The sequence below is a fragment of the Novosphingobium sp. BW1 genome (assembly GCF_008107685.1).
Taxonomy (GTDB): Bacteria; Pseudomonadota; Alphaproteobacteria; order Sphingomonadales; family Sphingomonadaceae; genus Novosphingobium.
The window spans coordinates 39,306-51,702 of the sequence record NZ_VIRF01000074.1 but is presented as its reverse complement, the minus strand read 5'-3'; the positions used below and the strand labels follow the sequence as shown (position 1 = coordinate 51,702).

Below are 12,397 nucleotides of genomic sequence, written 5' to 3'. Positions count from 1 at the left end.
CAGAACCGCACGGCGAACGAATGTCACGGACGGCTTTTCCTCGGCAGCCGCTTGACGATGGCGCTCGTGTCGAGACGTCCGCCGCCCATGGCCTGGATCTCGGCGAAGAACTGGTCGACGAGGCCCGCAACGGGGAGCGAGACACCCAGTCCCCGGCCTTCCTCGAGGCTGAGCCCCAGGTCCTTGCGCATCCAGTCGATGGCGAAGCCGAAGTCGAATTCGTCGGCGTCCATCGAGGACCAGCGGTTGTCCATCTGCCAGGACTGCGCCGCACCCCCCGAAATCGCTTCGTAGACCTTGTCCATGTCAAGGTGGGAGGCCTGCGCGAAGCGAACCGCCTCGGCGAGGGCCGCGATGTTGCCTGCGATGCAGATCTGGCAGGCCATCTTCGCGGTCTGCCCCGCACCGGCCTTGCCGACGTGGACGATGCGGCTGGAGTAGGCCTCCATGACGGGGCGGGCGGCCTCGATGGCCGCGTCGCGCCCGCCGCACATGAGTGTGAGCGTGCCTTGCTCGGCGCCGATCTGCGAGCCGGTCATCGGCGCGTCGACGCACTGGATCTGGAGGTCACGGGCCTCGACCGAGATCTGGCGGGCGATGCGCGCCGAGACGGTGGTGTGGTCGATGAAGGTCGAGCCCTTGCGCATCGTGCGAAAGGCCCCGTTGGGACCAAGCACCACGTCGGCAAGATCATCATCGTTGCCCACGCACGTGATGACGACATCGGCGTCAAGCGCGGCGTGCGCGGGATTGGCCGCCACGCGCGAGGCGAGGCCCGGGTTCTCTTCTTGCCAGCGCTTCAGCCGGTCGGGGGAGCGGTTGTAGATCGTCAGTTCGTGGCCCGCCTCGGCAATGTGCCGCGCGATTTCGCCGCCCATCACGCCAAGGCCGATGAAGGAGACCTTGCGCGGCTCCACCTGAGGCCGCTCCGGCGCGGTTTCCTCGCCGGTCTGCGGCTCTTCGGCGTGTGCATCACTTATCTGTTCGGTCATGGCCTTGTCCTTAACGTGTTTTGGCCAAATGCAAACCGTCGTGCGACGGCGCTGCGCCCAGTCGAGAGGATAGGCGGCCCTTTGCCGCCTTTCAATTCCCCGGTAATTCCTTTAGGCGCCCCCGGATGGAACAGCCTGTATCGAAGCCTGCCGAAACGGCCGCAGACGCGGTCCTGACCCTCGATGATGTCCGCGCGGCATCGGGGCGTATTTCTGGCAATATTGTCCGTACGCCGACGATGCGCAGCCAGACGCTCAGCGAAATTACCGGCGCCGATATTTGGCTCAAGTTCGAAAATCACCAGTTTACGGCATCTTACAAGGAACGCGGGGCGCTCAACGCGCTCATGCAGCTGAGCGAGGAGCGCAAGAGCCGCGGCGTGATCGCAGCCTCGGCGGGCAACCACGCGCAGGGGCTGAGCTACCATGGCACGCGCCTGGGCATCCCGGTCACCATCGTCATGCCGCGCACGACTCCGCTCGTGAAGGTCATGCAGACCGAGAGCGTGGGTGGCAAGGTCGTCCTTGAGGGCGAGAGCTTCGACGATGCCTATGCCCACGCGCGCAAGCTGGAGGCCGAGCACGGCTACACCTTCGTCCACCCCTTCGATGATCCGCACGTCGCGGCCGGGCAGGGCACGGTGGCGCTCGAAATGCTCGAGGACGTGCCCGATCTCGATACACTGGTCGTGCCGATCGGCGGGGGTGGCCTAAGTTCAGGGATGGGGACGGCTGCGCGTGCGCTCAAGCCCGAGATGAAGATCTACGGCGTCGAGGCGCAGCTCTACCCCTCGATGTACAACGCCCTCAAAGGGATGAACCTGCCGATCGGCGGAGACACGCTGGCCGAGGGCATCGCGGTATTCTCGCCCGGCGCGTTCACCTCGCGCACCCTGAAAGGCCTGCTCGACGACATCCTGCTGGTCAGCGAGCCCAAGATCGAGGGCGCGCTGGCGCTGCTTCTCCAGATCGAGAAGACGCTGGTCGAGGGCGCGGGCGCCTGCGGTCTGGCCGCGCTGATGGACAACCGCGACCTGTTCAAGGGCCGCAAGGTTGGCATCGTGCTGTCGGGCGGCAACATCGACACGCGCCTGCTCGCCAACGTGCTGCTGCGCGACCTCGCCCGTTCGGGCCGCCTCGCACGCCTGCGCATAGGCCTGCAGGATCGCGCGGGCGCGCTGTTCAAGGTGGCCAAGGTGTTTCACGAGCAGAATGTGAACATAATCGAGGTCTTCCACCAGCGCATCTTCACGCACCTGCCCGCCAAGGGGCTGGTGACCGAGATCGAGTGCGAAGCGCGCGATTCGGCGCAGCTCGACGCGCTGATCGCCGCACTTCACCGCGAGGGCTACGAAGTGCGCCGGGTCGAGACCGACTGAACCTCGGGTCCGGGACCGCGATCTGGTGACCGTGCGGCTCCGCACAGCGACCTGGGTGTGAATACTTGGGGTGAAACCCGGCCTGATCCGGGACAAGGCTCCGGGATGGCGTAAATTTCACGCGATCCCGGAAGCGCTTGCGCCACTTTTGTGGTTAAAACGCTTTCAACGGCGGATATGCTCCTGCATATTTGCCGGAACAAGGAGCCTTCGTGGTGCCTTGATCGACCACGCAGGTAAGAAACAAGAGGACGCAGCGCCCCCGTGACGGCACCGGTTCGATTTCCGCGCTTCTTCGTGACCAGCCCCGCGCCGTGCCCCTATCTGCCGGGCCGGAGCGAGCGCAAGGTGTTCACAGAGCTCAAGGGGCCACATGCGGATTCCCTGAACGATGCGCTCAGCCGTATTGGCTTTCGCCGCAGCCAGACCGTCGCCTACCGCCCCTCCTGCATCGACTGCAGCGCCTGCATTTCGGTGCGCGTGGTCGCCAGCGAGTTTGCCGCCTCCTCTTCGCAGAAGCGCGCGCTCAGGGCGAATGACGATCTGGTCGTCACCGTCTGCCGCCCCTGGTCCACCAGCGAGCAGTTTGAGCTGCTTCAGGCCTATCTTGCCGAACGCCATCCCGAAGGCGGGATGACCGCGATGGACGAGATCGACTACGCCGACATGGTTGAGCATACGCCCGTCACCAGCTACGTCGTTGAATACCGCGAACCGTCCGAGGACGGGGTGACGCCGGGCCGCCTTATCGGGGCCTGCCTGACCGACCGGCAGTGCGACGGGCTCTCGATGATCTACAGCTTTTATGACCCGGCCAGCGCGCGCAAGGGCCTCGGTAACTACATTATTCTCGACCACATCCGACGCTCGACCGAGATGGGGCTGGGCTTCGTGTACCTGGGCTACTGGGTCGAGGGTTCGGCGCGCATGCAGTACAAGGTCCGCTACCGCCCGCTGGAAAAGCTGGGCCGCGCCGGGTGGGAGCGCATGGCCCCCGAAGAGCAGGACCGCCTCATCTCCGAGGCCGTCGCCAGACACCGCGAAGATGCCAGCCCGGGTACGACCACGGGCAAGGACGGGATGACCGCGATCGCGCGCGATTGATCCTGAGCCGCGCCGGAAGGGCAGGGTCGGGGCGCACGGGGAATGATCCGGGGATCATCACCCTCGCGTTCTGCGCGGCACATTCCCCGATTCGCATGAATTCAGATGCGCTGGTTCACGCCCGTGCGTGCCGCGCCTGTGTTCGCCACCCCGTGTTCGGGTTTCGGCACTCTGGCCGCGTTCGAGCGCCTTGTGGTGATCTTTGGCAGCGGACAGGGTGCTTTGCCCTCCTTACAAAATTAAAAATGGACGCTATCAAGGCCCTCGTCTGCGCATCCTTCGTGTGAACGTCCCACCGCGCATGCCCGTCTGGAGAAGAGCTATTTCCCCTGAATTCCTGTCCTGGCTCGAAGTGATCGTGCTTGGCATCGTCCAAGGACTGACCGAGTTCCTGCCCATTTCCTCCAGCGCGCATTTGCGCATCGTCGGGGCGCTTCTGCCCTCAGGCGAGGATCCGGGCGCGGCTTTTTCCGCGATCACCCAGATCGGCACCGAAGCGGCCGTGCTGCTCTATTTTCGTAAGGATATCTGGCGCATCGCGTTCGCCTGGCTGCGTTCGCCCACCGGCAAGCGTGCAGCAGAAGCGCAAGATGTCCGCATGGCCTGGCTGGTGATTCTGGGAACCCTGCCGATCGCCATCCTGGGCCTCGCTTTCAAGGACGCGATTGAGGGGACCTTGCGCAATCTCTACATCACGGCCTCGATGCTCATCGTGTTCGGCATCGTCCTTGGCGTCGCCGATCGCATCGGCCGCCGGGGCCGGGACCTTGATGACCTTGGCTTGCGCAGCGGTATTTTGCTCGGCTTTGCTCAGGCGATGGCGCTTATTCCGGGAGTCTCGCGTTCGGGGGGGACGATCAGTGTCGGCCTGTTTCTGGGCTTCACGCGAGAGGCGGCCGCGCGCTATTCGTTTCTCTTGGCCATCCCCGCCGTGCTGGCGTCCGGCTTCTACGAGCTGATCCGGCATTGGGGTGACTTCGGGCCGTTCGACTTTGCCCAGACCGCGGCGGCCACGCTGGTCGCCTTCGTCATCGGCTACTTCGTGATCGTGGGCTTCCTGCGGCTCATTTCGACCCGCAGTTTCATGCCCTTCGTATGGTATCGGATCGTTGCGGGCGGTGCGATCCTTATCGCAGTGAGCCTGGGCCTCCTGCCCGCGGTCTGACGGCAGGTCGTGGTCTGGGCGCGCATGTCCCTTGAGGAGCGGGCCTGACCGCAAGGCCCGCCCGTGTTGACAAGCTCGCGTGCATTACCTCTTGGGGCGCCATGACGATGAACGCCCGACTTTCCTATTCCGAGGTGCGCTGATGCCCCATGGCTGGATTATTCTCGACAAGCCGGTGGAGCTGGGCTCCACGCAGGCCGTCGCCGCGGTCAAGCGCAACCTGCGCGAAGCGGGCTTCAACGTAAAACTCAAGGGCGGGGTCAAGGTGGGCCATGGCGGCACGCTCGATCCACTGGCCTCCGGGGTTCTTCCCATCGCTTTGGGCGAGGCGACCAAGCTGACGGGCCGGATGCTCGATGCCGACAAGACCTATCTCTTCACGCTGCGTTTTGGCGAAGAGTCAGACACGCTCGATGCCGAGGGCAAGGTGATTGCGACGAGCGACGTCTTCCCCAGTGCGGAGGAGCTGGCGGCGGTCCTCCCGCAGTTCACAGGCCCCATCACCCAGGTCCCGCCCGCCTATTCCGCGCTCAAAATCGAGGGCAAGCGGGCTTATGATCTGGCGCGTGCGGGCGAGGAGGTCACTCTCAAGTCCCGCGAGGTCACGATCCATGCCCTTGAGATCCATGGCTTCGATGCCCGGGACGGGGTGACGTTGCAGGCCAATGTCTCCAAGGGAACCTACATCCGCAGTCTGGCGCGCGACATCGCGCACGCGCTGGGAAGCTGCGGCACGGTGACGATGCTGCGCCGGATCAAGGCCGGGCCCTTCGACCTCTCGGGGGCGATTTCGCTGGACAAATTGAACCAAGTCGGTAAGGGCGCGCCTCTTGAACAGATACTCTTGCCGCTGGAGGCGGGGCTGGACGACATCCCGGCCATCGACCTCGACCCGGAGCAGGCAAGGGCGGTCCGACAGGGCCGCGTTCTGACCGGGATGCCCCAGGATGACGGGCTTTACTGGGCACGGCAGGATTCGCTTCCGGTCGCGCTGGTGGAGCTTTCACACGGCGATGTCCGCGTGGTCCGGGGGTTCAACCTCACAGATGTCGCGGAGTGAATGACATGACGGTTACTGCCGAAAAGAAGACGGAAATCATCACCGACAACGCCCGCGTTTCGGGCGACACCGGTTCTCCGGAAGTTCAGGTCGCGATCCTCACCGAGCGTATCCGCAACCTGACCGAGCACTTCAAGGCGCACCACAAGGACAACCACTCGCGTCGCGGTCTTCTCGCCATGGTCAACAAGCGTCGTTCGCTGCTGGCCTACCTCAAGAAGAAGGACGTGCAGCGTTACAACAACCTGATCCAGAAGCTGGGTCTGCGTAAGTAACAGCCAAATGTTTCGGCCCGCCTCTGGCGGGCCGTTTCATATTTCCGGCATGCGTACGGGACCTATCCACCTGCGTTCCTCGTTGTGCTAGGGAAGACCCCGCCGGGGCCGCATGGCCGGCCCGGGCACCGAAATAGACAGGTATCCTCGCAATCCGGCGAGGGGCCTTCGGGGCATGACAGGCCCCGTACCGGACCGGGACGGCATCCCCGGCAGTAAATCCCGCAGGCAATAGGGCCGGCGGGCTGAGGAATATTCTATGTTCGACGTCAAGACCGTATCGATGGAGTGGGGCGGCAAGACCCTCACTCTCGAAACCGGCCGCATCGCCCGCCAGGCGGACGGTGCCGTTCTCGCCACCTATGGCGAAACCGTGGTGCTCTGCGCGGTAACCGCCGCCAAGTCGGTGAAGGAAGGCCAGGACTTCTTCCCGCTGACCGTGCACTACCAGGAGAAGTTCTCGTCGGCGGGCCGTATCCCCGGCGGCTTCTTCAAGCGTGAGCGCGGCGCGACCGAAAAGGAAACGCTTACCAGCCGCTTGATCGACCGTCCGGTGCGCCCGCTGTTCCCCGAAGGTTTCTACAACGAAATCAACGTCATCTGCCAGGTCCTGAGCTATGACGGCGAAACCGAGGCCGACATCGTTGCGATGATCGCGGCTTCGGCTGCCCTCACCATCTCGGGCGTGCCCTTCATGGGCCCGATCGGCGCGTGCCGCGTCGGCTTCGAGGATGGCGAGTACACGCTCAACCCCAAGCAGACCGCCGCCCTTGAAAACGGCCGTCTCGACCTCGTCGTCGCCGCCACCGGCAACGCGGTGATGATGGTCGAATCGGAAGCCAAGGAGCTGACCGAGGATGAGATGCTGGGCGCTGTCATGTTCGCGCATGACGAGTGCAAGAAGGTCGTCGACCTGGTCATCGACCTTGCCGAGCAGGCCGCCAAGGAGCCTTGGGAAATCGACCTGTCGGACAACACGGCCGACATCAAGGCGAAGCTGAAGAAGGCTGTCGGCAAGGACGTTGCCGCGGCCTACAAGCTGACCGACAAGTCGGCCCGTTCCAAGGCCCTCAACGAGGCGCGCGCCAAGGCCAAGGAAGCTTTCGGCGAGGAATCGGCGCAGACCCAGATGGTCGCCATCAAGACCATGAAGAAGCTCGAAGCGGAAATCGTTCGCGGCGCCATCCTCAAGGACGGCACCCGTATCGACGGGCGCAAGCTCGACCAGGTCCGCCCGATCGAATCGATGGTCGGCTTCCTGCCGCGCACTCACGGTTCGGCGCTGTTCACCCGCGGTGAAACGCAGGCGATCTGCACCACCACGCTGGGCACCAAGGACGCCGAGCAGATGATCGACGGCCTCGAAGGCCTGTCGTACTCCTCGTTCATGCTGCACTACAACTTCCCGCCCTACTCGGTCGGTGAAGTGGGCCGCTTCGGTGCGCCTGGCCGCCGCGAAATCGGCCACGGCAAGCTGGCTTGGCGCGCGCTGCACCCGGTGCTGCCCGCCAAGGAAGACTTCCCCTACACCATCCGCATCCTCTCGGACATCACCGAGTCGAACGGCTCGTCCTCGATGGCGACGATCTGCGGCGGCTGCCTCTCGATGATGGACGCGGGCGTTCCGCTGGCACGTCCGGTTTCGGGCATCGCCATGGGCCTGATCCTCGAAGGCGATGACTTCGCGGTTCTCTCGGACATCCTGGGCGACGAGGATCACCTCGGCGACATGGACTTCAAGGTCGCAGGCACCGAGAACGGCATCACCACGATGCAGATGGACATCAAGATCGCCGGCATCACCAAGGAAATCATGGGCAAGGCGCTTGAGCAGGCCAAGGCCGGCCGCGCGCACATCCTGGGTGAAATGACCAAGGCTCTGGGTTCGGCCCGCACCGAGCTTTCGGCCCACGCGCCGCGCATCGAGACGATCCAGATCGACAAGTCGAAGATCCGTGACGTCATCGGCACCGGCGGCAAGGTCATCCGCGAGATCGTCGCCGAGACCGGCGCCAAGGTCGATATCGACGATGAAGGCGTGATCAAGATCTCCTCCTCGGACATCAACCAGATCGAGGCCGCCAAGGCCTGGATCCAGGGGATTGTCGAGGAAGCCGAAGTCGGCAAGATCTACAACGGCAAGGTCGTCAACATCGTCGACTTCGGTGCTTTCGTGAACTTCATGGGTGGCAAGGACGGCCTCGTCCACGTCTCCGAAATGAAGAACGAGCGCGTCGAAAAGCCGACCGACGTCGTCAAGGAAGGCCAGGAGGTCAAGGTCAAGGTTCTCGAGATCGACAACCGTGGCAAGGTCCGCCTCTCGATGCGCGTCGTCGACCAGGAAACCGGTGAGGAACTGGAAGACACCCGTCCGCCCAAGGCGCCGCGCGGCGACCGTGACGGCGGTGGCCGTGGCGGTGATCGCCGTGGTCCGCGCCGCGGTGGCCGTGATGGGGGTCGCGACCGCGGTCCGCGCGGTGGCAACGAAGGTGGCGATCCGGGCCACATGCCTGCGTTCCTCAAGGAAGACTGATCGTCAGGGGCGATCAGCGGCCTCAAGGAAGACTGATCGCCACTTCGGACCTGTCCGAATGAACTTGGAAAGGCCCCGCGAAAGCGGGGCCTTTTCTTTTGTCCTATGGACTTGTGGGGGGCGTTCCCGGCAGAGTATTCGCAGGAGCGGGAACACTGCGCTGGCAGGTAGGGGCACGACGACGATGCGGGGATCGAGTGGGCGCAGGGCTCTGGCAATGGCCACCGCGATGGCCTTGGCCCTGGGGGTGGCGAGCGGGGCGGGCGCGAGCGGGGACTTCGGCTGTGCGCCAAGCTGGCGTCTGGGCCTCTCCGATTACGAATGTGCTGGCGTTCCCTTCCTGTCGGCTCGCAACGACACCCGCACCAACCTCTCCTGGCTGATGATGGAAGCGGGGGGCGGTATCCCGAAGGAGGCCGGCTATCCCGCGAGTTCCTGGGAAACGGCGCCGCTCGGCCATGTATTTCTTACCTGGGACGCCATGCGCGCCGGTTTCTGGCCCGGCGCGCAGGCCGAGGAACAGACCTGGCCGCTGCCAGCCTATAGCGGCACCTTGTGCCAGACGCTTGCCAGCGGGGGCGAGGCCTTCGCGGCAGCTCTGGCAAACACGCCATCCGTTTCCGAGGCCGAACGCGGGGCGCTTGTCGGCGCACGCAGAAATCTGAAGGCGGCGTGCGACGGGACGCAGGAGCCGTTCTCCTGGCCTGTCTCTGTTACCAGCCCGGCAGGGCGCGATTATCTCGCCTACCTCAAGGGCGCGCGGGCCTTCTACGCCGAGGACTTCGCCGCCGCGCGCGCCACGTTCAGGGGGCTGGAAGACAGCGGGCAGGGCTGGGTGGCCGAGACCGCGCTCTACATGCAGGCGCGCACCGCGCTCGCCGCCGCGCAGGTGCCCGCCATTGATGAATGGGGCTGGTACGACAACACGAAGACCGATGCCGCACTGGCCGCGCAGGGACAGGCTGCACTTGAGAAGTATCTGCGCACCTATCCCGAAGGGCGCTATGCGTCCTCCGCGCGAGGGCTGACGCGCCGCGCCTTCTGGCTTCGCGGCCAGCGGCCTCAACTGTCCCGAGCCTATGCCGCACTGCTGGAGCGGGAGAGCACCTCCGACCCCGCAGCCGCCCACCTGATCGAGGAAATCGACACCAAGCTCTTCTTCGAGGCGGCCGGGGACGGTGAAATCGACAGCGCGCTGAGCCTCGCGACCTGGGACCTGCTGCGTCTACGCGCAAGCGAGCCGGTGATGTCCGAGCGGCGTATCGCACGGCTGGACGCGGCGGAACTCGACGCGCAGGCGCCGCACTTTGCCGGGCACCGCGCGCTCTACACGTACCTCCAGGCCGCGCAGGCCTTCCATGTTCGCCGTGACTATGCCGCCGTCCTGAAGCTCCTGCCCGACGAGGCGCGCAAGACGCACTACACGCCGCTGGCCTTCAGCGCGCAGATGCTGCGCGGCCTTGCCCTGGAGGCCTTGGGCGATTCCAACGCGGTGGGTTTCTGGGAGCAACTGGCGAAAGGCGCGGACCCGCGTTTTCAGCGCCCGGCCATCGAACTTGCGCTGGCCCACCACTGGGAGCGCAGCGGCGAACTGGCGAAGGTCTTTGCCGACCGGAGTCCCGTACAGGTGCCCGAGATTCGCGCCATTGTCCTGGAGCATGTCGCCGGTGCCGCGACACTGCGCGCACAGGCGAAGGGCGCCACGAGTGCGCTGGAACGCGAGGTCGCGGTCATGACGCTCCTCTACAAGGACCTGACGCGCGGGCACTTTGCTGATTTTGGGCGCGACCGGGCGCTGGTGCCGCAGAGCGCAGGGCGCGAGGGCTGGATCGGGGGATGGCTGCGCGATGCGGCACGTGCGGTGCCGCTCGGCAACTTCACGAAGGGCCGCTGGCAACAGGATTTCGCCTGCCCCGCGTTGGCCGAAACGGCCCAGGACCTGGCGCGCGATGCGTCCGATCCGGGCGCACTCCTGTGCCTGGCCGACTTCTACCGGCTCAACAATTTCGATAGCTACATGGCTGGGGAGCGTTGGCGCGGGCGCGAGGAACTTGGCGGTACGCCCTCGCACTTTGCGGGCGAATTGACGGACCGCGCGGCGATCTATGCGCAGGTGCTGGCGGGGGCGCGCGCGAATGCCGACCAGCGCGCCTATGCGCTCTACCGCTCGGTCATGTGTTACGCGCCCTCGGGCAACAATTCGTGCAGCGCGACCGATGTTCAGGAGAGCCAGCGCAAGATCTGGTTCCAGCGCCTCAAGCGTGACTACCCCAAGAGCCGATGGACGACCAGGCTCAGGTACTACTGGTAAGCCGCCGCGCGCTGCTGGGCGCAGGTGTTGCGGCGCTCGCGCTCCTGCTCGCGGCCTGTGGCGGGCGCGGAGTGCGCGCGCCGGGCCGTGTCCGCGCGCGCGATCACGAGGCGTTTTTCCTGTGGGCGGGTGTCGCGCCGCCGTCCTGGCTGGGAGAAGCCTCCCTTGTCTATCTGCTTGGAGGCGAAGTGCGCGTGGCACAGGCCAGCGTTTATGTCCCCTTGCGCGCCGTACCGCGAACCTTGAAGCCGCGCGTGTGGATGAGCTTGCGCGTTGAGCGGCTCGACTGGGAGGAAGGGCTCTACACAGCGGTGCTGGGCCAGCTCGTCCGCTGGGCCGCAGCGGGCAATGCGGTGGAGGGCCTCCAGATCGATTTCGATGCTGCGACGCACGGGCTCGCCGGATACGCGCAGTTTCTCGTAGGCCTGCGCGCGCGTCTGCCCGCGCGCTTCAAGCTGGGCATCACCGGGATGATGGACTGGAGTGCAGGAGGTTCAGCGGATGCGCTCGCAAGCCTTGCCGACTGTGTGGATGAAATCGTGGTCCAGACCTACCAGGGCCGCGCGACGATCCCCGGCTACGAACGCTACCTGGCCTCGCTCGAGCGCCTGGGCCTGCCCTACCGCGTCGGGCTGGTCGAGGGCGGCGAGTGGCGTGCCCCGCCCGGCTTGGAAGCCGGGGCGGGGTTTCGCGGCTACGTGGTGTTCCTGGTCGGAAGCGGGGACGCCGGCGAAGGCGCGCCTCAGGCGTAAGGCGGCTTGTGACGCGCGCCAGGGCTCAGCGTGAAGATCTCGCAGCCGTCCTCGGTAATGCCGATCGAGTGCTCGAACTGCGCCGAGAGCGACTTGTCGCGGGTGACTGCGGTCCAGCCGTCGTTGAGAAGCTTCACCGCCGGCTTGCCCAGGTTGATCATCGGCTCGATGGTGAAGAGCATGCCCGGGCGGATTTCTGCGCCGGTGCCCGCGCGCGCGGCGTGGACGACTTCGGGGGCATCGTGGAACAGGCGGCCCAGGCCATGGCCGCAGAATTCGCGCACAACGCCGTAGCGGTGCGATTCCGCGTACTGCTGAATTGCCGCGCCGATGTCGCCGATGTGGTTGCCGGGCTTTGCCTGTTCGATGCCGATCATCAGGCACTCGTAGGTCACCTCGACCAGGCGGCGGGCCTTGAGCGAGGGCTCGCCCGAAAAGTACATGCGGCTGCTATCGCCGTGCCAGCCGCCGAGCAGCGGGGTCACGTCGATGTTGAGGATGTCCCCGTCCTTGAGTGTCTTGTCCGACGGGATGCCGTGGCATACCACGTGGTTGATCGAGATGCAGCATGAATGCTGGTAGCCGCGGTAGCCCAGCGTGGCGGGAACCGCGCCCGCATCGAGGGTCATCTCGCGCACCTTGTCGTCGATCGCGGCGGTGGTCACGCCCGGCTGCACCATGTCGGCGATCTCGTCGAGGATCTCGGCGGCGAGCCGCCCGGCCTTGCGCATGCCTTCGAACGCCTCTGCGCCATGCAGCTTGATGGTGCCGTCGCGCAGGACGGCCTGGTCGTCAGGTTCCACAGTCTGGTATTCGGTCATGCCCC

Annotated in this window: 10 protein-coding genes; 8 read left to right on the top strand and 2 right to left on the bottom strand. The window is 65.4% G+C overall.

Going from position 1 to position 12,397, the window contains the following annotated elements:
* Window positions 1-23 precede the first annotated feature (23 nt).
* Complete coding sequence (locus FMM79_RS11910; protein ID WP_148627695.1) at window positions 24-992, bottom strand: NAD(P)-dependent oxidoreductase; 969 nt, start codon at window positions 990-992, stop codon at window positions 24-26.
* Between the two features lie 125 nt (window positions 993-1,117).
* Between FMM79_RS11910 and FMM79_RS11905 the strand changes: the two genes are divergently transcribed.
* The 8 genes from FMM79_RS11905 (at window position 1,118) to FMM79_RS11870 (ending at window position 11,571) form a co-directional block, all read left to right on the top strand.
* Window positions 1,118-2,371 (top strand): threonine ammonia-lyase, encoded by a 1,254-nt coding sequence (locus FMM79_RS11905; RefSeq protein ID WP_148627694.1) that lies wholly within the window; start codon window positions 1,118-1,120, stop codon window positions 2,369-2,371.
* A gap of 264 nt (window positions 2,372-2,635) precedes the next feature.
* Window positions 2,636-3,475: an arginyltransferase gene (locus FMM79_RS11900; protein ID WP_148627693.1), complete on the top strand. Its 840-nt coding sequence runs from the start codon at window positions 2,636-2,638 to the stop codon at window positions 3,473-3,475.
* A gap of 301 nt (window positions 3,476-3,776) precedes the next feature.
* Complete coding sequence (locus FMM79_RS11895) at window positions 3,777-4,640, top strand: undecaprenyl-diphosphate phosphatase (protein ID WP_148627734.1); 864 nt, start codon at window positions 3,777-3,779, stop codon at window positions 4,638-4,640.
* Between the two features lie 142 nt (window positions 4,641-4,782).
* On the top strand, window positions 4,783-5,700 hold the full coding sequence (truB, locus tag FMM79_RS11890; RefSeq protein ID WP_148627733.1) for a tRNA pseudouridine(55) synthase TruB: 918 nt from the start codon (window positions 4,783-4,785) through the stop codon (window positions 5,698-5,700).
* Between the two features lie 5 nt (window positions 5,701-5,705).
* A complete protein-coding gene (gene rpsO / locus FMM79_RS11885) occupies window positions 5,706-5,975 on the top strand; it encodes a 30S ribosomal protein S15 (RefSeq protein ID WP_148627692.1) in 270 nt (89 codons plus the stop codon).
* Between the two features lie 259 nt (window positions 5,976-6,234).
* Window positions 6,235-8,508 carry a polyribonucleotide nucleotidyltransferase gene (gene pnp, locus FMM79_RS11880; protein ID WP_148627691.1) on the top strand — a complete coding sequence of 758 codons (2,274 nt, stop codon included), beginning with the start codon at window positions 6,235-6,237 and terminating at the stop codon, window positions 8,506-8,508.
* Between the two features lie 217 nt (window positions 8,509-8,725).
* Window positions 8,726-10,819 carry a hypothetical protein gene (locus tag FMM79_RS11875; RefSeq protein WP_162528496.1) on the top strand — a complete coding sequence of 698 codons (2,094 nt, stop codon included), beginning with the start codon at window positions 8,726-8,728 and terminating at the stop codon, window positions 10,817-10,819.
* Window positions 10,789-11,571 (top strand): DUF3142 domain-containing protein, encoded by a 783-nt coding sequence (locus tag FMM79_RS11870; protein ID WP_148627689.1) that lies wholly within the window; start codon window positions 10,789-10,791, stop codon window positions 11,569-11,571. The genes FMM79_RS11875 and FMM79_RS11870 overlap by 31 nt, the downstream gene beginning before the upstream one ends.
* Here the strand turns inward: FMM79_RS11870 and map are convergent.
* Window positions 11,562-12,392 carry a type I methionyl aminopeptidase gene (gene map / locus FMM79_RS11865; protein ID WP_148627688.1) on the bottom strand — a complete coding sequence of 277 codons (831 nt, stop codon included), beginning with the start codon at window positions 12,390-12,392 and terminating at the stop codon, window positions 11,562-11,564. The two genes, FMM79_RS11870 and map, sit on opposite strands and share 10 nt — an antisense overlap.
* Window positions 12,393-12,397 lie beyond the last annotated feature (5 nt).